Annotated in this window: 25 protein-coding genes; 10 read left to right on the forward strand and 15 right to left on the reverse strand. The window is 67.8% G+C overall.

Annotation, left to right across the window (positions count from 1 at the left end):
* Nucleotides 1–12: 12 nt before the first annotated feature.
* On the reverse strand, nucleotides 13–231 hold the full coding sequence (locus C1930_RS01940) for a twin transmembrane helix small protein (protein ID WP_108748240.1): 219 nt from the start codon (nucleotides 229–231) through the stop codon (nucleotides 13–15).
* Nucleotides 232–288: 57 nt separating this feature from the next.
* Here C1930_RS01940 and C1930_RS01945 point away from each other — a divergent pair, with 57 nt between their 5' ends.
* From C1930_RS01945 to cyoE, 4 genes are all read left to right on the forward strand, one after another.
* Nucleotides 289–996 carry an SURF1 family protein gene (locus C1930_RS01945; RefSeq protein ID WP_108770948.1) on the forward strand — a complete coding sequence of 236 codons (708 nt, stop codon included), beginning with the start codon at nucleotides 289–291 and terminating at the stop codon, nucleotides 994–996.
* 141 nt (nucleotides 997–1137) lie between these two features.
* Nucleotides 1138–1707, forward strand: coding sequence for a hypothetical protein (locus tag C1930_RS01950; protein WP_108770949.1), 570 nt, complete (start codon nucleotides 1138–1140; stop codon nucleotides 1705–1707).
* Between the two features lie 10 nt (nucleotides 1708–1717).
* Nucleotides 1718–2881, forward strand: coding sequence for a COX15/CtaA family protein (locus C1930_RS01955; RefSeq protein ID WP_108751941.1), 1164 nt, complete (start codon nucleotides 1718–1720; stop codon nucleotides 2879–2881).
* Between the two features lie 4 nt (nucleotides 2882–2885).
* Nucleotides 2886–3779: a heme o synthase gene (cyoE, locus tag C1930_RS01960; RefSeq protein ID WP_108755199.1), complete on the forward strand. Its 894-nt coding sequence runs from the start codon at nucleotides 2886–2888 to the stop codon at nucleotides 3777–3779.
* Between the two features lie 184 nt (nucleotides 3780–3963).
* Here cyoE and C1930_RS01965 read toward each other — a convergent pair whose 3' ends face one another.
* From C1930_RS01965 to rpsU, 6 genes are all read right to left on the reverse strand, one after another.
* Complete coding sequence (locus C1930_RS01965) at nucleotides 3964–4935, reverse strand: bile acid:sodium symporter family protein (RefSeq protein ID WP_108761027.1); 972 nt, start codon at nucleotides 4933–4935, stop codon at nucleotides 3964–3966.
* Between the two features lie 28 nt (nucleotides 4936–4963).
* Nucleotides 4964–5464: a sulfur transferase domain-containing protein gene (locus tag C1930_RS01970; RefSeq protein ID WP_108755201.1), complete on the reverse strand. Its 501-nt coding sequence runs from the start codon at nucleotides 5462–5464 to the stop codon at nucleotides 4964–4966.
* Between the two features lie 22 nt (nucleotides 5465–5486).
* Nucleotides 5487–7229: a DNA primase gene (gene dnaG / locus C1930_RS01975; RefSeq protein ID WP_108755202.1), complete on the reverse strand. Its 1743-nt coding sequence runs from the start codon at nucleotides 7227–7229 to the stop codon at nucleotides 5487–5489.
* Between the two features lie 58 nt (nucleotides 7230–7287).
* A complete protein-coding gene (locus C1930_RS01980; RefSeq protein WP_108770950.1) occupies nucleotides 7288–8214 on the reverse strand; it encodes a YihY/virulence factor BrkB family protein in 927 nt (308 codons plus the stop codon).
* A 107-nt stretch (nucleotides 8215–8321) separates the two neighbouring features.
* Nucleotides 8322–8765: a GatB/YqeY domain-containing protein gene (locus C1930_RS01985; protein WP_108770951.1), complete on the reverse strand. Its 444-nt coding sequence runs from the start codon at nucleotides 8763–8765 to the stop codon at nucleotides 8322–8324.
* A gap of 133 nt (nucleotides 8766–8898) precedes the next feature.
* Nucleotides 8899–9114, reverse strand: coding sequence for a 30S ribosomal protein S21 (gene rpsU / locus C1930_RS01990; RefSeq protein ID WP_002808376.1), 216 nt, complete (start codon nucleotides 9112–9114; stop codon nucleotides 8899–8901).
* A gap of 166 nt (nucleotides 9115–9280) precedes the next feature.
* Here rpsU and tsaD point away from each other — a divergent pair, with 166 nt between their 5' ends.
* A complete protein-coding gene (tsaD, locus tag C1930_RS01995; RefSeq protein ID WP_108751947.1) occupies nucleotides 9281–10306 on the forward strand; it encodes a tRNA (adenosine(37)-N6)-threonylcarbamoyltransferase complex transferase subunit TsaD in 1026 nt (341 codons plus the stop codon).
* Nucleotides 10307–10371: 65 nt separating this feature from the next.
* Here the strand turns inward: tsaD and C1930_RS02000 are convergent, their stop codons facing one another.
* Nucleotides 10372–11025 (reverse strand): hypothetical protein, encoded by a 654-nt coding sequence (locus tag C1930_RS02000; RefSeq protein WP_108755204.1) that lies wholly within the window; start codon nucleotides 11023–11025, stop codon nucleotides 10372–10374.
* 665 nt (nucleotides 11026–11690) lie between these two features.
* Between C1930_RS02000 and folB the strand changes: the two genes are divergently transcribed.
* The 4 genes from folB to C1930_RS02020 all read left to right on the forward strand — a co-directional run bounded on the left by folB (nucleotide 11691) and on the right by C1930_RS02020 (nucleotide 16364).
* On the forward strand, nucleotides 11691–12044 hold the full coding sequence (gene folB / locus C1930_RS02005) for a dihydroneopterin aldolase (RefSeq protein WP_108751949.1): 354 nt from the start codon (nucleotides 11691–11693) through the stop codon (nucleotides 12042–12044).
* Between the two features lie 64 nt (nucleotides 12045–12108).
* The gene (locus tag C1930_RS02010; RefSeq protein WP_108748255.1) at nucleotides 12109–13380 is read left to right on the forward strand and encodes a mechanosensitive ion channel domain-containing protein; all 1272 of its coding nucleotides are present in this window, start codon (nucleotides 12109–12111) and stop codon (nucleotides 13378–13380) included.
* Nucleotides 13381–13518: 138 nt separating this feature from the next.
* A complete protein-coding gene (locus C1930_RS02015) occupies nucleotides 13519–15693 on the forward strand; it encodes a glycoside hydrolase family 3 N-terminal domain-containing protein (protein ID WP_108770952.1) in 2175 nt (724 codons plus the stop codon).
* Between the two features lie 143 nt (nucleotides 15694–15836).
* Nucleotides 15837–16364, forward strand: coding sequence for a hypothetical protein (locus C1930_RS02020; RefSeq protein WP_108770953.1), 528 nt, complete (start codon nucleotides 15837–15839; stop codon nucleotides 16362–16364).
* A gap of 57 nt (nucleotides 16365–16421) precedes the next feature.
* On the opposite strand, the gene C1930_RS02025 is transcribed toward C1930_RS02020, so the two are convergent.
* On the reverse strand, nucleotides 16422–17588 hold the full coding sequence (locus C1930_RS02025; RefSeq protein ID WP_108770954.1) for a PQQ-dependent sugar dehydrogenase: 1167 nt from the start codon (nucleotides 17586–17588) through the stop codon (nucleotides 16422–16424).
* Between the two features lie 166 nt (nucleotides 17589–17754).
* Here C1930_RS02025 and yiaA point away from each other — a divergent pair, with 166 nt between their 5' ends.
* A complete protein-coding gene (gene yiaA / locus C1930_RS02030) occupies nucleotides 17755–18207 on the forward strand; it encodes an inner membrane protein YiaA (RefSeq protein ID WP_108761035.1) in 453 nt (150 codons plus the stop codon).
* 52 nt (nucleotides 18208–18259) lie between these two features.
* On the opposite strand, the gene C1930_RS02035 is transcribed toward yiaA, so the two are convergent.
* From C1930_RS02035 to C1930_RS02060, 6 genes are all read right to left on the reverse strand, one after another.
* On the reverse strand, nucleotides 18260–18580 hold the full coding sequence (locus C1930_RS02035) for a hypothetical protein (RefSeq protein WP_108751954.1): 321 nt from the start codon (nucleotides 18578–18580) through the stop codon (nucleotides 18260–18262).
* Between the two features lie 120 nt (nucleotides 18581–18700).
* On the reverse strand, nucleotides 18701–19999 hold the full coding sequence (locus C1930_RS02040) for an amino acid permease (RefSeq protein ID WP_108770955.1): 1299 nt from the start codon (nucleotides 19997–19999) through the stop codon (nucleotides 18701–18703).
* Nucleotides 19996–20775 carry a L,D-transpeptidase family protein gene (locus C1930_RS02045; RefSeq protein WP_108755211.1) on the reverse strand — a complete coding sequence of 260 codons (780 nt, stop codon included), beginning with the start codon at nucleotides 20773–20775 and terminating at the stop codon, nucleotides 19996–19998. The genes C1930_RS02040 and C1930_RS02045 overlap by 4 nt, the downstream gene beginning before the upstream one ends.
* Nucleotides 20776–20788: 13 nt before the next feature.
* Nucleotides 20789–21637 carry a MurR/RpiR family transcriptional regulator gene (locus C1930_RS02050; RefSeq protein ID WP_108755212.1) on the reverse strand — a complete coding sequence of 283 codons (849 nt, stop codon included), beginning with the start codon at nucleotides 21635–21637 and terminating at the stop codon, nucleotides 20789–20791.
* Between the two features lie 502 nt (nucleotides 21638–22139).
* Nucleotides 22140–23234, reverse strand: a complete 1095-nt coding sequence (locus C1930_RS02055; RefSeq protein ID WP_108755213.1) for a dipeptide epimerase — start codon at nucleotides 23232–23234, stop codon at nucleotides 22140–22142.
* Nucleotides 23231–24664, reverse strand: a complete 1434-nt coding sequence (locus C1930_RS02060) for an SH3 domain-containing protein (RefSeq protein WP_108772520.1) — start codon at nucleotides 24662–24664, stop codon at nucleotides 23231–23233. Before C1930_RS02060 ends, C1930_RS02055 begins: the two co-directional genes overlap by 4 nt.
* Between the last annotated feature and the right edge of the window lie 52 nt (nucleotides 24665–24716).

The following is a 24716-nucleotide window of genomic DNA, read 5'->3' on the forward strand; positions in this document are numbered from 1 at the left end:
CGGCAGGTACCCTCAGCCGCCGACGCCGTGCGGCTTGATCCAGCCCATGTAGATGCTGACGATCACCAGCGCGATCAGCGCCACCGACACGGCAATGCGGCGGGTGAGCGCATTGACCGTGCGCTTGGTCTGGCCGCGGTCGACCAGCAGATAGTACAGGCCGGCGCCCAGATTCCAGACGATGACGATCAGGAACGCGATCACCAGCAGGGTCTTCAGCGAATCACTCATGCACGGCTCGGGGGCAGGGTGGATGCGCCTATCTGACCGCGTTTGCGTGGACTTGTCATGATGCGCCAGCACACACGCTGGATCGGCTGGCTGTTGGCGCTGCTGGCGATGGCCGGCTTCACCGCATTGGGCCTGTGGCAGTTGCAGCGCATGCATGCCAAGCAGGCGCTGCTGGATGCGCAGGGGTCGGCGGTGGCGCAGGCGTTGCCGCTGGCGCAGGCGCTGGCGGCGCCCGGTGCACTGCACGGGGTGGCCGACCACGGCCGCTTCCTGCCCGGCGTGGTGCTGCTGGACAACCAGATGCGCCACGGCCGCGCCGGGGTGAAGGTGTACCGGCCGTTCCGCAGTGACAGTGGCGGCGTGCTGCTGGTCGATATGGGCTGGCGCGCGCTGCCGCCGGACCGCACCTTGCCGGTGCTGGACACGCTGCCGGCGCCGTTGGCGGTGCGCGGGTTGCTGGCGCCGCCGCCGTCGGCCGGCCTGGCGCTGGGCCCGGCGTTCAGCGAAACCGGCCAGCCCGGGCGCTGGCTGGCCAGCCGCCTGCCAGCGGATGGCCTGGCCCGCGCGCTGGGCCTGGCCGCGCTGCCCGACCGGGTGCTGCGGCTGGACCCGGCGCTGCCGATCGGCGACGAGCGCGATCTGGACCTGCTGCCCAACACCCTGCCGCCGCAGCGCCACCTGGGCTACGCCGTGCAGTGGTTCGGCCTGGCGCTGACCGTGCTGGTGGTGGCGCTGGTGCTGGAATGGCGCCGGCGGCGGCGTTGACCGGCTCCGGTGGGCGCCGACCTTGGTTGGCACCAATTCCCCCGACCAAGGTCGGGGGCTACCAGAGCGCCGGCGGCGGCGTTGATCCGGTCCGGTGGCTGCCGGCCGCTTCCTTCCACCCAACCATGAGAAAATGCCCGCATGAACACCGCCACCACCCCGCAGGCACGCGGTTCCGGCCGCCGCACCCTGCTGCTGCTGTTCGCCGTGTTCTTCGGGGCGATGGCGCTGGCCGCCGTGCTGCGCTTCACCGGCTGGCAGCCCACCGGGCACCGCAATGCCGGGCAGTTGCTGCAGCCACCGGTGGACCTGCGCCAGCAGCCGCCAACCCTGGCCAACGGCCAGCCCTACCCGTGGAACCCCGAAGCGCGCACCTGGCGGCTGCTGGTGGCGCCCGCCGAGGCCTGCGACGCGCAGTGCGTCACTTTGTCGCAGGGACTGGGCAAGGTGTGGCAGCTGTTCGGCCATAACGCCGATAATGTGGAGATTCTGTGGCTGGGCACGCCACCGGCGCCGATCGCCGCACTGCCCGCGCTGCGGCCACTGGCGCCGTCGCCCGCCCTGCGCGCGGCGTTGCCCGGTGCCGACGATCCGGCCGGATTGCCGGTCTATGTGATCGATCCGAACGGCTTCGTGATCATGCGCCATGCCCCCGGCAGTGACCTGGGGGGCCTGCGCAAGGACATGGCCACGTTGCTGAAACTGAAGTGAGTCCCGTTTGATGAGCCTTTCCGCGCGTCCGGCGCTGCACCGTAATTTCCACCGCCTGGCGTGGTTCGCCATGATCATGACCGCCAGCACGATCATGTTCGGCGCCTTCGTGCGCCTGTCCGATGCTGGCCTGAGCTGCCCGGACTGGCCGACCTGCTATGGCCAGGCCACCTGGCCGCAGCACGTGGAAGAAACCATCGGCCACCCGGCCACCGAGATCCGCCCGCTGGAAACCCACAAGGCCTGGCGCGAGCAGGTGCACCGCTTCCTGGCCGGCGCGCTGGGCATCGAGATCCTGACCCTGGCCCTGCTGGCCACCCGCAAGCGGCGCTTCGGCAGCACGGCGGTGGTGACCGCCTGCGTGCTGGTGGCAGCCGGCATACCGCTGTACATGATGGGCTGGCATGGCACGGCCAGCGGCCTGGCCCTGGTGGGTGAGGCGATCCTGCTGATCGCCGCGCTGCGCTGGGGCAACATCGACCTGGCCCGGGCGGCCCTGCTGACCCTGGCGGTGGTGATCTTCCAGGCCCTGCTGGGCATGTGGACGGTCACCCTGCTGCTGAAACCCATCGTGGTGATGGGCCACCTGCTGGGCGGCATGCTGATGTTCGGCCTGCTGGTGTGGATGGCGTGGCGGGCAACGCACCTGCCGATCACCCTGGCCGAAGCCCCAAAGCTGAAGTGGCTGCTGCGCATCGGCGTGGCCGTGCTGGTCACCCAGATCGCGCTGGGCGGCTGGGTCAGCGCCAACTACGCCGCGCTGGCCTGCGGTGGCGGCAGCGCGTCGCTGGACAACTTCCCGCGCTGTGCCAACCAGTGGTGGCCGCAGCACAACTTCGTGGAAGGCTTCACCCTGTGGCGCGGCATCGGCGTGGATTACGAAGGGGGCGTGCTGGATGGCGCCTCGCGCATCGCCATCCAGATGGCGCACCGCCTGTTCGCCATCGTGGTGGCGGCCTACCTGCTGTGGCTGGGCCTGCGCCTGTTCCGCCTGCCCAGCATGCGCGGCTGGGCCAGTGCGCTGGTGGCCCTGCTGGTGCTGCAGGTCACCCTGGGCATCCTGAACGTGAAGCTGGCCCTGCCGCTGGCGGTGGCCGTGGCCCACAACGGCGTGGCCGTTGCCCTGTTGTTCGTGCTGGTGAGCCTGCTGGCCCGCCTGCGCGCGCCGGACTGATCGCATGTTTTCCAACTATCGCCAGTACTGGGACCTGACCAAGCCCAAGGTCGTGGCCCTGATCGTCTTCACCGCCCTGGTCGGCATGGTCCTGGCCATTCCGGGCGTACCCAGCTGGGAACAGGTGCGCGCCGGCGCGCTGGGTTTCCTGGGCATCTGGCTGGCCGCCTCAGCGGCCGCTGCCATCAACCAGCTGCTGGATGCGCATATCGACGCGCAGATGGCGCGCACCTCGTGGCGCCCGCTGGTGGTGGGCAAGGTCAAGCCGTGGCAGGTGCTGGTGTTCGCCGGCGTGCTGATCGTGCTGTCGATGGCGATCCTGCTGCTGTGGGTGAACTGGATCACCGCGGTGCTGACCTTCGCCTCGCTGATCGGCTATGCGGTGATCTACACCGTGTACCTGAAGCGGGCGACCTCGCAGAACATCGTCATTGGCGGCCTGGCCGGCGCGATGCCGCCGATGCTGGGCTGGGCGGCGATCACCGGCATGCAGGGCTCGTCGGACTGGGCGTATTCGTCGCTGCTGGTGCTGATCATCTTCATCTGGACCCCGCCGCACTTCTGGGCGCTGGCGATCTTCCGCCGCGAGGACTACGCCAAGGCGAAGATCCCGATGCTGCCGGTCACCCACGGCGTGGTGCACACGCGCAAGCAGATCCTGGCCTATTCGGTGGTGCTGGCGCTGGTGTGCGTGGTGCCGTACCTGGTGGGCATGAGCGGGCCGTTCTACCTGGGCGGGGCGATCGTGCTCAACGCCGTGTTCCTCTGGTACGCCTGGCGCATGCAGAACCCGCCGGATGAATTCTTCTCGATGAAGATGTTCCAGTACTCCATCGTGTACCTGATGGCGCTGTTCGCCTTCCTGCTGGTGGACCACTGGATCCTGCCCTGGATGTGACCGGCTGATGCCGCCGGGCATGGCCCGGCGCTACCAATAGGGGTCGGATCCCCGAAGGGGCTCCGACCCCGTCCTCACCGTGGTGTATCCATCCACGCATGGCGTGGATCCATGTGGGGTCGGATCCCCGAAGGGGCTCTGACCCCGTCTGCGCTCCGCCGGGCATGGCCCGGCGCTACCGGACTCAGGGCGCGCGCCGCGCATACCGCTGCGCGATCACGCCGCAGACGATCAGCTGGATCTGGTGGTAGATCATCACCGGCAGCACGATGGCGCCCAGGCTGCCGCCGGCGAACAACACCTTGGCGATCGGCACGCCGGTGGCCAGGCTCTTCTTCGACCCGCAGAACACGATGGCGATCTCGTCTTCGCGGTTGAAGTGCAGGCGGCGCGCCAGGAAGGTGATGAGCGGCATGGCGATGCCCAGCAGCACGGCGGCCACCACGGCCACGGCAAACAGGGACAGCAGCGGGGTCTTGCTCCACAGCCCTTCGGTCACCGCTTCGCCGAACGCCGAATACACCACCAGCAGGATGGTGGCCTGGTCGGTGTAGCGCAGCAGCGCGCGCTGCTTTTCCACCCAGCCGGCAATCCACGGCCGCAGCAGGTGGCCGGCCACGAAGGGCACCAGCAGCTGCAGCATGATGCCGCCGATCGCATGCAGCGGGTCGTGCACGCCGCCGGAGGTGCCGGCCAGGGCGGTCAGCAGCAGCGGCGTAAGGAACACGCCCAGGATGCTGGACAGCGACGCACTGCAGACCGCGGCCGGCACGTTGCCGCGCGCCATCGAGGTGAACGCGATGGACGACTGCACGGTGGACGGCAGCGTGCACAGGAACAGCACGCCCAGGTACAGCTCGGGGGTCAGCAGCCAGCCTGACAGCGGCTTGAACATCAGCCCCAGCAGCGGGAACAGGATGAAGGTGCAGGCCAGGATGGTCAGGTGCAGCCGCCAGTGCAGCATGCCGCCAATGATCGATTCGCGAGGCAGGCGCGCGCCGTGCAGGAAGAACAGGGCGGCGATGGCCACGGTGGTGACATCGTCCAGCACCATGGCGGCGGCGCCCTTCATCGGCAGCAGCGAGGCCAGGGCCACGGTGCACAGCAGGGCGAGGGTGAAGTTGTCCGGTCGCAGGCGCGACCACCAGCGGGTCATGGTGGGCAGGCTCCTTGGTACGTGGGGGTCAGGGGGAGGTGACCGGCTCCGCCAGACGCTGGCGGGTGGCGGCTTCCAGGGATTTCAGGCCGGCCCGTTGGCCCAATGGCAGGGCCTGTTCCGGGGTGGCCTGTTCGTAGCGTGCGTTGACCAGGGCGAGCACGGCGCCGGCGCGGTTGCCCGAGGCGCAGTGCAGCAGCACCGACCCCTGGTTCTGCTGCAGCGCCTGGTGCACGGCGCGCACGTTGGCTGCATCCAGGCCCTCGGCGCCGGCTACCGGAATGCGCACGTAGCGCAGGCCCAGTGCTTCGGCCTGGGCCATCTCGTCGTAACCGCGGTCTTCATCGGGCTGGCGCAGGTCGATGACGGTGCGCACGCCCTGCGCGGCCAGCGCCTGCAGCTGCGCGGCACTGGGTTGGCCGCCGGCATGCAGGCCCGGGCGCACTTCGTTGATCGGATTCTCCCCGGCCAGCGCGGCCAAGGGCATGCAGAGCGACAACAACAGCAGGCAGGTCAGGCGCAGCAGCATGGTCTCTCCGTGGTTGGCCGCCCTACAGGCGCAGGGTGGCGCGCGCCTTCAACAGCTCGCGCAGTTCGTACTTGTCAGTATCGTCCAGGCCCTGCTGGCGCTGCTTTGCCAACAGTTCGTCCAGACGTTGCACCAGCAGTTGTTTCTCCAGCTGGGCGACGGCGTCGTGCAGTTCCTGGGTCCACACCGCCTCATCGCCGGGCAGGGTCTGCGCGGCCAGCGTGTGCAGCGAGGCCTGCTCTTCGCGGCCGTCGAAATGCTGCAGCAGGGCGCCGGTGCTGATGTCCGGGCGCTGTTCGACCAGCCCCAGCAGTTCCAGCAGCAGCTCCACGCCGGGCAGGCGCAGGCCCTGGAAGTGATGCTTGCCGCCCAGCGTGAGCGCCAGCGACGGCTGCTGCAGCAGTACCGCAATGGCGCCGCGCACCAGGCTGCGCTTGGCGATGGGCTGGATCTGCCGGGCCGGCGCGCGCTGCGGCACCGGCGCGCGCGCGGCCGCCGCGTTGCCGCCGCCCAGGCCGGTCAGCTGCGCCAGCTGCTGCTTCATCAGGTCGCCGAAGGCACCGTCGGGAATCTGCGCCAGCATCGGCTTTGCGCGTTCGGCCAGGCGGGCCTTGCCGTCCAGCGTGCCCAGGTTGATCTCGCGGGTCAGTTCATCGAAGAAGAACTGCGACAGCGGCGTGGCCTGTTTCAGGCGTTCGTTGAAGACCTCGGCGCCTTCCTTGCGCACGATGGTGTCCGGGTCCTCGCCATCGGGCAGGAACAGGAAGAAGGCCTGGCGGCCATCCTTCATGCGCGGCAACACCGATTCCAGTGCCTTCCAGCCGGCGCGGCGGCCGGCGGCGTCGCCGTCGAAGCAGAAGAACACGTCCGGCGCGTTGCGGAACAGCAGCTCGGCATGGTCGGGCGTGGTGGCCGTGCCCAGCGTGGCCACCGCCTGGGTGACCCCGAACTGGAACAGCGAGACCACGTCCATGTAGCCCTCGACCACGATCAACCGTTCGATCTTCTGGTTGGCCTGGCGCACCTGCCACAGGCCGTACAGTTCGCGGCCCTTGTGGAACAGCGCGGTTTCCGGCGAGTTGAGGTACTTGGGGCCGTCGTCCTTCTCGAACACGCGGCCGCCGAAGGCAATCACCCGGCCACGGCGGTCGAAGATCGGGAACATCACCCGGTCGCGGAACTTGTCGTAGACGTGGCCGCGGTCGTTCTTGGAAAACAGACCGGCGCGGTCGAGCAGCTTCATCTTGCGCTCGTCCTTGCCCAGCGCATCGCGCAGCCCGCTGTAGCCGTCCGGCGCGTAGCCGATCTGGAAGCGGGCGCGGTTCTCTTCGTCCACGCCGCGGCCATCCAGGTAGGCGCGCGCCTTGTCGCTGCCTTCCAGGTTCTTCTGGAAGAACTTCATGGCCGCATCCAGCGCGGCATACAGCTCGCGGCCTTCGTCCTGCTGCTGCGCGCTGCGCGGGTTCTCGCTGCGCGGCACTTCCATGCCGGCGCGCTTGGCCAGTTCGTCCACCGCGTCGAGGAATTCGAGGCGGTCGTAGTTCATCAGGAAGCTGATGGCGGTACCGTGCGCGCCGCAGCCGAAGCAGTGATAGAACTGCTTGGTGGGCGAGACGGTGAACGAGGCCGAGCGTTCATCGTGGAACGGGCAGCGGGCGGCGTATTCCTTGCCCTGGCGCTTCAGCGGCACGCGGCTGCCGACCACCTCGACGATGTCGGAGCGGGCCAGCAGGTCGTCGATGAATGCGTCGGGGATACGGGCCATGGGCAACAGGGCAGGGGCGCGGCCGGCAGGGCCACGCAGAGGGGAACAGACAGTGCCCCTAGTTTACCCCTTGCTGGGCATCTGCCTGCGCCGTGGCCGGATCGATGCCGGCCAGCGCCAGATGGGTGCGCGCGCGCAGGCGTTCGTCGATCACCGCGGTCATCAAGGCGCCGACGAAGAACACCACGGTGGCGTAGTAGATCCAGACCAGCGAAATGACCAGCGCGCCCATCGACCCGTAGGCGCTGCCCGGCGCGACGGTGGCGATGTACACGCCGATGCCATAGCGACCCAGCGCGAACAGCGCCGAGGTGATGACGCCGCCGATGAAGGCCTGGCGCCAGGCCACGCGGCGGTCCGGCAGGTAGTGGTACATGAAGGCGAAGCCGGCCGCGTACAGCAGCAGGCTGGTCAGGTAGCCGATGGCCGGCAGCACTGACGGCAGCTGCGCGAATGCGACCTGCAGCATGGTGGTGGCGGTCATCGACAGGATCAGCAGGAAGCCCAGCGCCAGCACCACGCCGAAGGAGAACACACGCTTGCGCAACCAGGCCTTGATGCCATCCAGGCGTTCGCCGCTGGTGCGGAAGATCAGGTTCAGTGCGTTCTGCAGCTGGGCGAACACCGCCGTGGCGCCGATGAACAGCAGCAGGGTGCTCCACAGCCCGGCCAGCGAGCCCACGTCGGGCTGGTTGTCGGCGTTCTTCAGCACGGTCTCGGCCACCGTGGCAGCACTGCTGCCGGCCACCGAGCTGATCTGTTCGACCAGGGCCTGCTGCGCGGGCGGGTACAGCGAGGCGGTCAGCCACAGCAGCAGCACCAGCAGCGGTGCCATCGACAGCAGGGCGTAGAAGGAGACCGAGGCGGCCTGGGTGAGCACATCGATGTCGACGAAGCGCTTGCCTACCGCCATCGGGAAACTGTCCTGCAGGCGCTGGACGTACTTTTGCAGATTCACGGGGACGCGGGGTGCCGGTTCGACCATGCGGCTGTTGTAGCAGCCGGGGGTCGAAGGCGTGGTGAAGCGCCGGGGACCGCGATGGGGTCAGAGCCCTTTCGCGTGGCGAAAGGGCTCTGACCCCAAGGGCCGTCTCAGGACAGCTGCTGCTTGACCAGCTTGGACACCAGGCCCATGTCGGCCTGGCCAGCCAGCTTCGGCTTCAGCGCGCCCATCAGCTTGCCGATGTCGGCCGGGGTGCTGGCGCCGGTTTCGGTCATGGCGGCCTGGATGGCGGCCACGATCTCGGCTTCGCCCATCTTGGCCGGCAGGTAGGCTTCGATCACCACGATCTCGGCGCGCTCGATCTCGGCCAGGTCTTCACGGTTGGCCGCTTCGTACTGGCTGACCGAGTCCTTGCGCTGCTTGACCATCTTGTCCAGCACGGCGATCACGGCGGTGTCATCCAGCTCGATGCGCTCGTCCACTTCCTTCTGCTTGATGGCGGCGTTGATCAGGCGGATCACGCCCAGCTTGTGCTTCTCGCCGCCCTTCATGGCGGCCTTCATGTCTTCGGTGAGCTGCTGCTTCATGCTCATGAGGAACCTCGTGGTGGTGGTGGGGCGGGGCGGATGCCCGGGCCCGGAAACGCAAAAAGCCGGCAACGCTCGCGCGTGCCGGCTTCGACTCCACTGCGGAAGGACGAGCCCGCCGCAATGAAGATGCGTCCGATCAGTACAGGCGCTGACGCTTGGTGACGTCGCGCGACGAGCGGCGCAGCTGACGCTTCACAGCAGCGGCGGCCTTGCGCTTGCGCTCCTGGGTCGGCTTTTCGTAGAACTCGCGCTTGCGGGTTTCGGCCAGCACACCGGCCTTTTCGCAAGTGCGCTTGAAGCGGCGAAGAGCAAACTCGAAGGGCTCGTTCTCGCGGACTTTGACGCTGGGCATGGAATCTCCGGGACACAGTAGAACCGGGTCACGCCCGGCGAGCCGCACATTATAGCGGCGAAAAGACAAACTGCAAGCGGCCAACCCTGAATACGGGCCGGTGGTTCGATTGCAGAGGGTTCTGCACAGCCCCCGAGGGACCGGCAGGGGCGTCATAATAGCAGGCATGCGAGTCCTTGGCATCGAATCTTCCTGTGATGAGACCGGCGTGGCGGTGTATGACACCGACCTGGCCGGCAGCGCGGCCCTGCGCGCCCATGCGGTCTACAGCCAGATCGCCCTGCACGCCGAATACGGTGGTGTGGTGCCCGAGCTGGCCAGCCGTGACCACGTGCGCAAGCTGCTGCCGTTGATCCGCCAGACCCTGGGCGAGGCCGGGCTGGGCGTGGACGACATTGACGGGGTGGCCTACACGGCCGGCCCCGGCCTGGTCGGCGCCCTGCTGGTGGGGGCGGGCGTGGCCCGTTCGCTGGCCTGGGCGCTGGAGGTGCCGGCGGTGGGCGTACACCATATGGAAGGCCACCTGCTGGCGCCGTTGATGGAAGACGACCCGCCGCAGGCCCCGTTCGTGGCCCTGCTGGTGTCCGGCGGCCATACCCAGCTGGTGGCGGTGGATGCGATCGGCCAGTACCGCCTGCTGGGCGAAACCCTGGACGACGCGGCCGGCGAGGCCTTCGACAAGACCGCCAAGATGATGGGCCTGCCGTACCCGGGTGGCCCGCAGCTGGCCAGGCTGGCCGAGCAGGGCACGCCCGGCGTGTACCGCTTCGCGCGGCCGATGACCGACCGGCCGGGTCTGGATTTCAGCTTTTCCGGCCTGAAGACCCAGGTACTGATGGCCTGGCGCGACAGCGACCAGAGCGAGCAGACCCGCGCCGACATTGCCCGTGGCTTCGAAGATGCGGTGGTGGAAACGCTGAGCATCAAGTGCGAGCGCGCGCTGGAAGCGGCCGGTACCAACGTGATCGTGGTGGCCGGCGGCGTGGGTGCCAACAAGCGCCTGCGCGCGCGCCTGCAGCAGATGGCCGAACGCCTGGGCGGCCGTGCCTGCTTCCCGCGCCCGGCGCTGTGCACCGACAACGGCGCGATGATCGCCTTCGCCGGCGCGCTGCGGCTGCAGGCCGGGCAGCACAACCCGCCGAAGGTCGAGGTGACCCCGCGCTGGGACATGGCGACCCTGCCGGCGGTGTGAACGACGATTTCCCGGCGGCGTAAACCACGCGCGCCGGTAGCGCCGGGCCATGCCCGGCGGGCACCTTACGGGCGGGCACCCAACGGCGATGCCGCCAATACCGTCGTCGCCCGCTCATGGCGCTGTAACCAGCCCAGGGTATGCGGACAGCGCGCATGGATCAGTCGCCCGATCGCGGCCAGGTCGGCACCGATGTCGCGCTCCAGGATGGGTTCGTGGTGAGCGATGCGGTTGCGCAGGTGGCGGATGCGGTCGAGGTCGGCATGGATGGACCGACGCAGGACGGACAGCGGCGCCGACGGTGCGTGTGGCAGCACCAGGCTCATGGTCCCGGCCCAGATCGAATGCTCGAACCGTCGAGCGAACAATTGCTGCCAGAAGCCGAATCGCAGCTTGGCGATGACCTCCGGTACATCCCTGGGAGCTCCGGCGCTGCCGCAGGCATCGCGTAGCGATGCAAGCGCGCCTTCGGCAGGAAGGCTGCGCAGCAGCGCTGGATGCCAAGGCCAGCATCGACCATAGCGATGCGCCAGCGCCGTAGCGGCTGCATTGCGGATCACGACCTCGCAGATGTGCAGCGGTGGCAGGAGAGCAGCACACATCTGCATGTTCCAGGCATAGAGCGTGGCTGGTTCGGCTACGCAACGCGAAGCGATGCGTTCGTAGGTCGACCATCTCTGCCGGGATAGCGCTGCCTGCAGGATCCTGCTTTCCTTCATCAACTCACTCCCAGGGAACGTGGTTTCACATTGACCTTGGGAACGAGGCAGGAACATCAGAAAACGGCATCAGGATCGTCAGTGTTTTTTGTGGATCGGCTCGGTTTTTCACCCTGTCGTCTGCCGTGTCGCATTTGCCAATTGACTGGGCTGGGTGGCACTCCTAACCTTGCGGCGTGTGCTCCGGGACTCGCGGCTGGATTCCAGCTTCCCCTGGGGACGTTGAGAGGTACCAAAGGGCCCCGCTAGCAGGGCCCTTTGTCTTTTGAGGCACCGGCATCGTCGTAATCGCCTCTTGATCAGCAGGCCTGACGTGCTTCAATTTCGAATGCTGCGCCACCGGGATCCGCGGCTGTTCAACAGCTCCCCCCGGGGACAAACGGTAGTACCAAAGGGCCCTGCTAGCGGGGCCCTTTGCTTTTTCCGGCATCAGCAATGCCGCAATCGCCTCTCGCAACGAGCAGGGCCGATGCGATACCTTCGTGAGCGTGTGCTTCGGGACTCGCGGCTGGTTTCCAGCTCCCCCCGAGGACGTTGAGAGGTACCAAAGGGCCCCGCTAGCAGGGCCCTTTGTTTTTTCCGCCGCATCCACCGCCACCCCCCGTTCCGGGCAGGCTCACCGCCGTGCCGGTACCATGGCCGTCTGTATTCGGCTGGTAACCGCAATGGACAAGGTTTTCATCGAAGGGCTGACCATCGACGCCCTGATCGGTATCTACGACTGGGAACGGCGCATCCGCCAGGACCTGGTGTTCGATCTGGAGATGGGCTTTGACAACCGTCGCCCGGCTGCCAGCGATGACATCGCCCATACCCTGAACTACAAGGCGGTGAGCAAGCGCCTGGAACAGTTCGTGCGCGAATCGGAGTTCGGTCTGGTGGAAACCCTGGCCGAGCGCTGCGCGCAGATCGTGCTGGACGAGTTCGAGGTGAAGTGGCTGCGGCTGAAACTGAGCAAGCCCGGTGCGGTGCGCGGCGCGCGCGCGGTGGGTGTGATCATCGAGCGTTCGCGCGACTGACGGACGCGGGTTTTTCCGCCGGCCACGCGCCGGCCTGCATGACACAACAACAAGGAGACAACGGATGGTGGACGCGGTGGTGGCGGTACAGTGGCTGGACCAGCTGCAGAACACACTGGAACCCTATCCCGGCGCCTACCTGGCGTTGATGATTTCGGCGCTGCTGGTCGCCGCCGGCCTGGCCAACTGGGTGACCAAGCGCATCCTGCTGCGCGGCCTGCGGCGGCTGATCAGCCGCCTGCCCGGCGCCGATACCGGCCGAGGCAGCCACCTGATGCGGGTCATCGCGCGCCTGTCCAACGTGGTGCCCAGCCAGGTGATCGCCTCGGGCGTGGCCCTGATTCCCGATCTGCCGCCGCGCCTGGTCAGCGGCGTAGTGGCGCTGTGTACCGCCTGGGCGGTGCTGACCCTGGCGCTGGCGGTGTCGCACGCGCTGGACGCGGCCAACGACCTGTACGAGCGCAAGCCCGATGCCCGCAACAAGCCGATCAAGGGCTACCTGCAGGTGGTCAAGATCGTGGTGTTCGTGGCCGCCGGCCTGTCGATCCTGGCCACCCTGCTGGGGGTGAAGCTGGGGCCGCTGGTGACCGGCCTGGGGGCGGCCACCGCGGTGCTGATGCTGATCTTCCAGGACACCATCCTGTCGCTGGTGGCCAGCGTGCAGATCAGTGGCGACGGCCGCGTGCGCATTGGCGACTGGATCGAAATGCCCAGCCAGAACGCCGATGGCGACGTGATCGACATCGCCCTGCACACCATCACCGTGCAGAACTTCGACAAGACCATCACCACCATTCCGACCAAGAAGTTGGTGACCGAATCGTTCAAGAACTGGCGTGGCATGCAGGAAGCCGGTGGCCGCCGGATCAAGCGCGCGCTGTACCTGGACCAGCACAGCGTCGGCTTCCTGGATGACGGCGATCTGCAGTTCCTGGGCCAGTTCGCCCTGCTGGGCGACTACCTGCAGCAGAAGGAACAGGAGCTGGGGCAGTGGAACGGGCGCCTGCGCGAGCAGGGCGTGGCCGATGTGAACAGCCGCCGGGTGACCAACCTGGGCACCTTCCGGGTGTACGTGGAGCGCTACCTGCGCAACCACCCCGGCATCCACCAGGACATGACCCTGCTGGTGCGCCAGCTGCAGCCGACCACCGAAGGCCTGCCACTGGAGCTGTACTGCTTCACCCGCAGCACCGCCTGGGCGGAGTACGAGGCGGTGCAGTCGGACATTTTCGACCACCTGCTGGCCATCCTGCCGGCCTTCGGGCTGCGGGTGTTCCAGGCCTCCAGCGATGCCATGTTGATGGCCGGGCAGCGCCAGCAGGCCGGCTCGGAGTAAGCTGCACCCTCGCGTCCGCACCCGTATGGAACGCCCAGACTGTGGGCGGGCGCACGAAACTGAACGTAGAAACCTCTCGCCAAACCGCCCGGGAACGCTAGAATGCCGGGCTTGTAAACGTTTTCATAAGGACAGCTGGTGGCCTCCGATCGCATCGAATCCCTCATTGCCCAGATGACCGTCGAGGAAAAGGTCGGCCAGCTGGGTGTCTTCGCCGACATGGTGCGTCCGTTCGCGCCGGACGTGAACCCGGAAGCGAACGTGCGCAACGCCGACCAGGTGCTGCAGCAGGTGCGCGAGGGCAAGGTCGGCTCGCTGTTCAATGGCGTGGGCGCCGAACTGGGCCGCCGCATCCAGCAGGTGGCCACCGAGGAAAGCCGCCTGGGCATTCCGGTGATCCTGGCCGCCGACGTGATCCACGGCATGCGCACCGTGTTCCCGATCCCGCTGGGCGAAGCAGCCAGCTTCGAACCGGACCTGGCCGAGCGCACCGCCCGTGCCACTGCAATCGAGGCCACCGCAGCCGGCCTGCACTGGACCTACGCGCCGGCGGTGGATATCGCCCGCGACCAGCGCTGGGGCCGCGGTGCCGAAGGCGCCGGTGAGGACGTGGTGCTGGGCTGTGCGTTCGCCGCCGCCCGCGTGCGTGGCTTCCAGGGCAGCGACCTGCGCGCCGCCGATTCGCTGCTGGCCACGCCCAAGCATTTCGCCGCCTACGGTGCGGTGATGGCCGGCATGGAATACAACATGGTGGACATCTCGCCGCAGACCCTGCGCGACGTGCACCTGCCGCCGTTCAAGGCCGCCTTCGATGCCGGCGCGATCACCGTGATGTCCTCGTTCAACGACATCAACGGCGTGCCGGCCAGTGCCAACGCCGAACTGCTGACCGACATCCTGCGCGGTGAGTGGAAGTTCCCGGGCGTGGTCATTTCCGATTACACCGCCGACATGGAACTGGTCGCCCACGGCTATGCCGCCGACGACCGCGATGCCACCGCCAAGGCGTTCACCGCTGGCCTGGACCTGAGCATGCAGAGCGGCTTCTACGCCGAACACCTGCCGGGCCTGGTGGAAAGCGGCGAAGTGCCGATGGCCGTGCTGGACGAAGGCGTGCGCCGCATCCTGTGGCTGAAGGAAACCATCGGCCTGTTCGACGACCCGTACCGGTCGCTGGACCCGGCCCGCGAAGCAGACACCTCGCACATCGCCGCCCACGACGCACTGTCGCGCGACGCCGCGCGCCGTTCCATCGTGCTGCTGAACAACCGCGACAACGTGCTGCCGCTGCAGAAGACCGGGCAGAAGATCGCCCTGATCGGCCCGTTCGTGCAGGACCGCGAGAACATTGAAGGCTGCTGGACCCTGTTCGGCGACAAGCAGCGCTACGTGGATCTGGAAACCGGCGTGCGCGCGGCCATCGGCGATGCAGCGCTGCTGGAAATCGTGCCGGGCTGTGAGCTGGAAGCGGCCATCCCGGGCGGCACCGAAGCGGCCGTGGCCGCTGCGCTGCGTGCCGATGTGGTGGTGCTGGCACTGGGCGAACCGCAGCGGTACAGCGGTGAAGCGCAGTCGCGCGTGGAAATCACCCTGCCGCCGGCACAGCAGGCGCTGGCCGAGGCCGTGGCGATGACCGGCAAGCCGCTGGTGGTGCTGCTGCGCAACGGTCGCGCGCTGGCCCTGCAGGGCGCGGTGCGCAATGCGCACGCCGTGGCGGTTACCTGGTACCTGGGCACGCAGACCGGCCATGCCGTGGCCGATGTGCTGTTCGGCGATTACAGCCCGTCCGGCCGCCTGCCGGTCAGCTTCCCGCAGGTGTCCGGACAGCAGCCGTACTTCTACAACCACCCGCGCACCGGCCGCCCGGAACTGCCGACCATGTCGGAATTCAAGGCGCGCTGGCGCGAGATTCCGAACGAGCCGCTGTACCCGTTCGGCCACGGCATCGGCTACGCCACTTTCGCCTACGGCGTGCCGCAGCTCAGCGCCGCGCAGCTGGGCTGGGATGACACCCTGACCGTGACCACCACCCTGACCAACACCGGCCGCGTGGCCGGCGAAGAAGTGGCGCAGCTGTACATCCACGATCGCGTGGCCAGCCGCGTGCGCCCGGTGCGTGAACTGAAGGACTTCCGCAAGGTGGCCCTGCAGCCGGGTGAATCGACCGAGGTGGTGTTCACCCTGACCCGCGAGCAGCTGGCGTTCACTGGCCGCGACGGCGTGCTGCGTGCCGAGCCGGGCCAGTTCGACGTGTGGGTGTGTGCCTCGTCGGCGGCCGGTGAAGCGGTGCAGTTCGAGCTGTTGAAGGGCTGATTGCGCCCTGATCCACGCATGGCGTGGATCTACGGCAAGCGGTAGCGCCGGGCCATGCCCGGCGTTGCCTTGCTCACGATGCACGAACACGCCGGGCGTGGCCCGGCGCTACCATCGGGCTTTCGATCCGATGGAGTCCGCGCATGCGCAAGATTGCTTTCCTGATGCCGGCCCTGCTGCTGGCGGCCTGTTCGCAGCCGCCCGCGCCGGCCGAACCGGCGGCCGACGCACCGCCGCCGATGGACGCCGCGGCCGCGCCCACGCCTGCCGTTGAACCCGCCGCCCCCGCGGTCGCGCCGGCTGAAACCAGCGCCGACGACGCGCGTGCCCGCATCGACAGCGTGCTGGGCGACGCCGCGCAATACGAAAAGGTGTTCAACGCGTTCAAGACCGCCGTGGTCGGTGGCGACCGTGCGGCCGTGGTGGAGGAAGTGCGCTTCCCGCTGAATATCGCCGGCGGCAGGAAGATCACCGGCCCGGGTGAGTTCCAGCGCAACTACGAAACCATCATTACCCCGGCGGTGGTCAAGGCCGTGTCCGAACAGGATTTCGGCAAGGTCTTCGTGAACCAGCAGGGCGTGATGATCGGCGATGGCCAGGTCTGGTTGAACGGCACGTGCCTGGATGCGGCGTGCACGCGCAGCGAAGTGAAGGTCATCACCATCCAGTAAGTGAAAAGCGGAACGGCCCCGCATGCGGGGCCGTTCCAGCTGCGCATCGCCAGGTGATCAGGCCTTCGGCGTGAGCTTCAGCAGGCGTGCCTTGCTGCCATCTTCCAGCAGCCACAGCGCACCGTCCGGGCCCTGTTCCACTTCGCGGATGCGCTCACCCATGTTGAAGCGTTCGGCCTCGCGGGCGCTGTCGCCGTCGAAGGCCACGCGCACCAGCGAGGTGGACGACAGGCCGCCGATGAAGGCGCTGCCCTTCCACTGCGGGAACAGCGCGCCGTTGTAGAAGATCAGCCCAGCCGGGGAAATCACCGGGTTCCAGGTGACCTTCGGCGCGGCAAATTCCGGGCGCGTGTCATGGTCGGGAATCGGGCGGCCATCGTAGTGATCGCCGTTGGACACGATGGGATAGCCGTAGTTGGAGCCGCGCTGGATCAGATTCAGCTCGTCACCGCCGGCCGGGCCCATTTCCTGCGCCCACAGCTTGCCGTTGCCATCGAAGGCGATGCCCAGGATGTTGCGATGGCCCAGCGACCAGACCTGCGCCGCCACGCCGCCCTGCGATGCAAAGGGATTGTCGGCCGGCAGCGTGCCGTCGTCGTTCAGGCGCACGATCTTGCCCAGGTTGCTGCCCATGTCCTGCGCCGGATCGAACTTCTGTCGCTCGCTGGAACCGATCCACAGCTTGCCATCGGGGCCGAACGCCAGGCGGTGGCCGTAGTGGCCCTGGCCGCTGACCTTCGGCGTCTGCCGCCAGATGACCTGCAGATCCTTCAGCTCGCCACCGCCCTGCGCGTCCAGTGCCAGGGTGGCACGGGCCACGGCCGCGCCGCGCGTGTTCAGCGTGCCTTCTTCGGCATAACTGACGTAAACGACATTGTTGCGGGCGAAATCCGGATGCAGGATCACATCGCCGAAGCCACCCTGGCCGCCATAGGCCACCTTCGGCACGCCGCGGATCTCATGCTTGGCGCCGCTGGCGATATCGACGTGCTGCAGCTTGCCGCGCTTTTCGGTCACCAGCAGGCTGCCGTCGGGCAGGAAGGTCATGGCCCAGGGCTGGTCGAAGCGGCTGATTTCGGTGGCGGTGAACGGGCGCTCGCCAGTGCTGGCCGGCGCTGCGGCGGCTGCGGAGGTGGCTGCCGTGTCCGGGCCGGCGGCGCTGCAGGCGGTGGTGGCAAGGATCGGCAACAGGCCGAGGGCGAGCAGCAGGGGCGTGCGGGTCATGGGTATCTCCAACGGGGATGCGGATGGCCAGGCTCTGTGTTGTATACCACCGTGGGGGTGACGGTCGTGGCCCGAAGGTCCTGCTGCCCCCTGTGCGGCGCTTCGCCAATGGTCTAGGGTGGCCGTGCCCGGGCAATGCATGCCCGCCAGTCTGCAAGGATCTGCAATGCACACCCCCGTTACCGCCCGACCGTCCCCCGCCTTCATCGCCGCCTCGTGGGTGGCCCTGCTGCTGGGGGCGGTGGCCTACCTGATCGGCCTGTTCAACGCACAGATGGCGCTGAACGAGAAAGGCTACTACCTGACCCTGCTGCTGTTCGGCCTGTTTGCCGCCGTTTCCCTGCAGAAGAGCGTGCGCGACCGGGTGGAAGGCATCCCGGTGAGCGGGCTGTACTACGCGCTGTGCTGGTTTGCGCTGCTGTCGGCGCTGCTGCTGTTGCTGGTGGGCTTGTGGAACGCCACCCTGGCGCTGAGCGAGAAGGGCTTCTATGGCATGGCTTTCGCGCTGTCGCTGTTTGGTGCGGTGGCGGTGCAGAAGAACACCCGCGACCTGATCGCGGCAGGTGCGGGTGAAGCGCCGCGTGGGACGGCCATTCCGCCGCTGCCGGAACAGGAATGACGGATGAGCGGTGGCGCCGAGCATGCGCGGCGCCACCGATGCGCAGCCGTGTTCACCGATTGCGTGGCACGCGCTCGGATTCTTCCCAGCCACGGCGCACCGCGTTGCGCGCCTGCGCCCATTCCAGCCGGCTCTTGCCGCGTTCCTGCGCCCAGCGGCCTTCCAGTTCGCGCTCCACTTCCTCGTAGGCGCGGATGATGTCCTGCGCACGCGCGGAATGGCCCAACTGATAGGCCGGTTCATAGTCGTCGAAGTACAGGCTTTCGTCGTAGTACGGCTCGGCCGTGTAGCGATCGCGCCAATAGTCGGAAACGGCCTGGCGCGGGGTGCTGTCTTCCGGCACGCGGCCGGGAATCTGGTAGTCGGGGCTCATCGCTTGGGCTCCGTGGTGGACGAAGCCTGATCGTGCCCGGGCAGCGGTTAACAGCCCGGGCCGGTTGCGTGAAGGGCAGGTATCCCCACGGTAGCGCCGGGCCATGCCCGGCGGCCCCGATCACGCGATGTCGGGTTTGCGCGGCAGCTTGTAGATCACCGCGCCGATGGCGAAGGCAATCAGCGCGGCGGCGATGTTCTGCCAGCTGGCGCTGATGAACAGCGCCACGCACAGCAGCAGCGCCAGCACCGGAATCAGCGGGCCACCGGGCAGCTTCAACGCGCCGGGCCGGTCGGCAAAGCGCTTGGCCAGCACCAGCACTGCCGCCGCCGTGCCGATATAGGCAAACAGGCGCGTGGTCATCGACAGCAGGGCCAGCTGTACGAACGAACCGGACAGCGCCAGGCCCAGCGCGATCACGCCCTGGCACAGGATGGCGGCGGCCGGCGTGCGGAAGCGCGGATGCACCTGCGCCAGCACCTTCGGCCCGTAGCCATCGCGAGCCAGGGCGAACAGGAAGCGCGGGCCCATCATCATGGTGTTGCTGTTGGTGCCCAGGATGGAAATGGTGGCGCCCACGGTCAGGATCAGCGCCAGCGCCTCGCCACCGAAGCCGGCGGCGGCATCGGCCAGCGGCGTGGCCGAACTGGCCAGGCCGGCCAGGGTGCCCTGCGCGACCAGCTGCACCGCACCGTAGATCACGGTGACGGTGACGATCATGGTGATCAGCGCGAAGGGAATATCGCGGCGCGGGTTGCGGTATTCACCGGCGGCGGCCGGAATGTTCTCGAACCCGGCATAGGCGTACAGCAGCAGCAGGGCGGCTTCGCCCATGCGTTGCAGGTCGTGCGGATCCGGGCGCTGGCCGGAGAAGGCCAGCTGTGGATCGATGTAGAACGCGCCGATGGCCACGAACAGCAGCAGCGGCAGCATCTTGCCGATCACCAGCACGATGCCGGTGCGCGCGGCCGAGCGCACGCCGATGATGTTCACCCCGGTCAGGAAGCCCAGCGACAGCACGATGACCGCAAGCCGGCCGACGCCGGCACCGGCCCAGGGCCAGAAGCGCGCCACGGCATCGGCCAGCGCATTGCTGAGTGCGGCGGCGGAACTGATGCGGGTCAGCCAGATCATCCAGCCGATCTCGAAACCGGCGAAACGGCCGAAGGCTTCGCGCGCGTACAGGTAACTGCCACCGGGTTCATCGAAGTAGCTGGCGGCCTGCGCGTAGCACAGCACCAGCAGGGCCACCACGATGCCGGCGGCGACCACGCCCCACAGGCTGAAGGGGCCGAGCAGGGCGACCGTGGCCGCCGGCAGCAGGTAGATGCCGCTGCCGATCACATCGTTGATCGACAGCCCGACGATCTGCCAGCGGCTGACCGCGCGCTGCAGCTGCGGTTCGTCCTGTGCGCTCAACGCAGTGCCCCCGTCAATGCGGGCAGTTGCCAGCGGTCCTGGTAATGCAGGTACTGCGCGCGCGGCAGCAGCACGAAGCGTGGCTGCGCGTCATCTTTCAGCCAGGCCAGCAGGGTGCGCATGTGCGCGGCGGTCATGGCGGTGCAGCCGGCGGTGGCTTCGGCGGGCTGGCGCCACAGATGGGCGAAGATGCAGCTGCCGCGGCCGGGTTCGTTGCCGGCGTTGTGGGCAATGATGAAGCCCTGTTGATAGCGCACGTCGCCCTTGTTGTGCAGGTCCAGCCGCATCGGCTCGGTGGAATCCTTCACCGCCTCGGCACCCACCTCGCGCGCGTCCACCACCTGGTTGTAGTACGGCGATGCCGGTACATCCATGCAGTAACTGCTTTGCTGCATCGGCAGATAGGTCAGCCCGGTGCTGGCCTTGGCAGCGTAGCCGAAGGCACTGCCGATGGCGAAGACACCGGCCGGGCTGCGGCCATCGCCTTCCTGCTTCTGCGGGCCGTCCATCGGCGCGGCGGCCAGGCCCAGGCCCCAGGCGCTGCCCTTGCGCCCGATCGCCACGTCGAATGCCGGGCCCTGCGGCTGCCAACCCTTGGCGCCGCGCGTGTAGGCCTGCAGCTTGCCCTGCGTGGCATCCCAGTCGTCAGTCACCACCACCACCAGCTGGTTGCTGTGTGCCAGGGGCGGCGGCAGCGGGCTGAGGGCGGCGGCGGGCAACTGCGGCAGCAGGATCAACAGACCCACGCTGACGGCACGACGGAACAAGCGGTTCATGCGGGTACTCCGGTCAGGAATCCAACAGGTGGTCGATCCGCTCCAGGTTCACCGCCAGCTGGCGCTGGCGATCCGGATTGGCATGGCACAGCAGCACGAACAGGAAATCCAGCAGCGCGTGCATGGCACTACGGTACAGCAGCTGCGCCACCTGCGGCGCGCGGTCGTGCGCGCAGACCACCAGCGACGCGGCGGCGTGCGCGCGCAGCGGGTTGGCGGTATGGCGGGTGATCGAGACGACCTTGCCGCCCATGTCCTGGAACTGCCGCGACAGGTGCGAAAGCTGCGGCAGGTGGCCGAATTCGGAAAACACCAGCAGCACATCGCCGGGCCGCGCGGCGGACAGGTTGGCCAGCAGCAGCACCGGGTCGGTGTGGGGCACCACCAGCAGGCCCAGCAGCGAAAGGCGCATGGCGAATTCGCGTGCGTACAGGCCGTCGTCGCCCAGCCCGTACACGAACAGCTTGGGCGCGCCATCGAGCATCTGCACGATGCGTTCGATTTCCTCGCGTGGATTGGCTGCGCGGGTTTCTTCCTCGGCCTGCGCCTTGCTGCGCTGCAGGGCGTCGTCCAGCCGCTGGTAGTCGTCGCCGCCCTCGGGCTCATGCGGGGCCTGCGGCGCGGCGCTGCCGGCGCGGGCCACGTCCTGGCCGATGGAATACTTCAGGTCCGGGTAGCCCTTGAAGCCCAGCTTCTGGCTGAACTTCACCACGCTGGACTGGCTGATGCCCAGCGCGCTGGCCAGCTGCTGCGAGGAGTAATCGCGCAGCAGGTGGGCGTTGTCCAGGATGAAATCGGCGATGCGGCGTTCGATGGCCGACATCTGCCCACGCTCGGCGCGGATTTTCAGCAGGGGCGGCATGGGGGGCGTCCGGGGGTTATCAAAGGCGTTGCGGTGGGTCGCGGAGAGCGGGTCATGTGTTGGGTCGGGCGGGTGGGGCTTGCAGGGGACGCCGTGAATCCGTCCATGGAGGCTTGGCCGCGCTTGCTCGTTTGCGCTGTCCTGCGCAAACGGCAAGGCCGGGGTTGGGCGTCCTGCCCAACCCGCCCGAGGCATGCCTCGGGCCCATGGCGCGGACACCCCTGCAAGCGCCACCCGCCCGACCCCGGACATATCGCGCGCGTGCCAGCCGCGAAGGGGATACGGGGTGGGGCAGAGGCAAATGCATCCACGCGTGGCGTGGATCTACCGGCGGCTGTTGCCTTGGATCTTGAATCCGCCTTGTAGCGCAGGGCACCGGCGTGCGCAGCACGTCGGCTCGCGGATGGCGGAGCGTTTCTTTTGGTTACTTTTCTTTGCGCGCAAAGAAAAGTAACGCGCGACCCAGCGTCAGTTGTACGCCAATCCAGCCGCAAGGCATGAATCAACCCAGCATCTCCAGCCCACGCACTTCGGTGATGCCCAGCCCGGGTACATCGGCAATGCTGATTTCCGATTCGTTGAAATGCACGCCGCCGCTGACCGGGTCGAACTGGCCCAGCGAGGGGCCGTCCAGGTCGACCTTGGTGATCACATCGCTCTTGGCCACGGCCAGGTGCACGGCGGCGGCCACGCTGATGCTCGATTCGATCATGCAGCCGATCATGCACGGCACGCCGTAGATGCCGGCAATGTCGGCAATGCGGATCGCGTTGGACAGGCCGCCGGTCTTCATCAGCTTGATGTTGATGATGTCCGCCGCGCGCTGCTGGATCAGGTCCATCACCTGGCTTGGGCTGAACACGCTTTCGTCGGCCATCACCGGGGTGTTCACCCGGTCGGTCACGTACTTCAGGCCGTTGATGTCGGCGGCCTTCACCGGCTGTTCCAGCAGTTCCAGCACCACGCCGGCCTCTTCCAGCGTGCGCATGGCGTGCACCGCCTGCTTGGCGGTCCAGCCCTGGTTGGCATCCAGGCGCAGCAGGGCGCGGCCCTGCACGGCGGTGTGGATCGCCTTCACCCGCTCGATGTCAAGGCCGATGTCCTTGCCCACCTTGATCTTCAGCGATTCGAAACCGCGATCGATGGCCGACAGCGAATCGGCCACCATCTTGTCGATGTAGTCCACGCTGATGGTGATGTCGGTGGTGATGACCGGGTCGCCGCCGCCCAGCATCTGGTACAGCGGTGCGCCGTGCAGCTGCGCCCACAGGTCGTACAGGGCGATTTCCACTGCCGCCTTGGCGCTGGTGTTGCGCTCCATGGCGGTCTGCACCAGGCCGCACAGGCGGTTGAGGTTGACCACTTCCTGGCCGATCAGGCGCGGGGCGATGAAGTGGCGGATCGCTTCGATGATCGAGCCGTGGGTATCGCCGGTGATCACCGCGGTGGCCGGTGCTTCACCGTAGCCGGTGTGGCCGGTATCGGTGCGCACCAGCACCACCACGTCCTCCACGGTTTCCACCGTGCGCAGGGCGGTCTTGAACGGCGTTTTCAGCGGCACGCGCAGCATGCCCAGTTCGATGGCGGTGATCTTCATTCAGGGGTCTTGGTGCGCAGGCGTTGGATGTTGGTGATGCGGTCGATGTAGCGGACGGTGTCGCTGGCCATCATCGGCTCCAGCGGGGTGACCGAGACACCATTCAGATGGGCCTGCACGCGCTTGCCGTCGGCGCCGAACCAGCTGCCGCCGGCGGTATCGTGGATGACCCAGGTGCGGCCGTCGACGTGGCCGATGGCCATCATCACGTGGCCGGGAATGTAGACCAGGTCGCCCACCTGCAGGTTGGCCACGGCGCGGTCGCGCACGGCCTTGCTGTCCTTGTCGGTGAACGGCAGGCGGTCCAGCGCCTGGCTGACTGCCTGCGCGCTGGTATTGCGCGGCAGCAGCACGCCGAAGCTGCGGTAGATTTCCGAAACGAAGCCGCTGCAGTCGCGGGTGTCGTAGTCGTGGCCCCAGCCGTAGCGTTCGCCCAGGAACTTGAAGGCCTGCTGCAGCAGCAGGCGCGGGGTCAGCGGCAGGTAGTCGGCGGCGGTGTCCTGCGAGCGCGGCAGCAGGGCCGGCACCAGCTTCAGGCTTCCGTCGGCTTCGCGCACCGGCAGCTGCACCACCCACGCGGCATGCGCCTGCTGGCCGTTCACCGCGGTGGCGGCCGGCCAGTCGGCCAGCACCGGCAGGCGCACGCCCATGTCCAGCTGCAGGCGCGATACGCGCGGTTCTTCCGGGGTGTAGGCGGTATGAGCGACTGCACCGGTCACGATGCGGTACGGGCCCTGCGTGGCATAGCCAACCACGCTGGCCTTCTCGCCGGTGGCCACGGCTTCGGCTTCGATCCAGGCGCTGTAGCGTTCGCTGTGCACGAACAGCCAGCGGCCATCAGCACTGCGGTGCACGACGGCCACCTTGTCACCGGGGAACAGCGCAGATTCCTGGAAGCGATCGATATCGGTATCGCCGCGGCTGCTGAAAACGCGCTGTCGGGTGGGGAAGGTGCGCAGTGCGGCGCGCTTCACCACCAGGCCATAGGCCGGGCTGACCTGCGCCGGCACGCCCTGCAGGCCCAGGTTGGCTTCGATCGCGCTGCGCTGTGCCGGGGCGATGTCCTGGCCGGCGTCGTTGAACAGCGCACGCGTCGGCCACTGCGACAGGGCGGTGATGCTGGCGCGCACCTGCTGCGCCGAAAGCTGCGCGGGCAGCGCGGCGATATCCTGGATGTGGGCATCCAGCGCACGCATGCGCGCGTTCTGCGCCTGGATCTGCGCGCGGTCCAGGATCGGTGCATCGGCATTGTCCAGCCGCGCGGCCCAGTAGTCCGGGGTCAGGTAGGCCTCGTGCAGCCCGATCACATACGGCAGCGGAGCGCCGGGATCGGGTGCGGCCTGTGCGAAGACCGGGGTGGCCAGCAGGCACAGGGCCAGGGACCAGCGGCGCCAGGTGCCACGGCGCGGTTTGCGGGAAGCCAGGATCATGCGCTGCACACCCTCCTCGAATGCCTGTTAGGAATATTTATTCCTTTTGGCG

This window comes from Stenotrophomonas sp. SAU14A_NAIMI4_8 (assembly GCF_003086695.1).
GTDB lineage: Bacteria > Pseudomonadota > Gammaproteobacteria > Xanthomonadales > Xanthomonadaceae > Stenotrophomonas.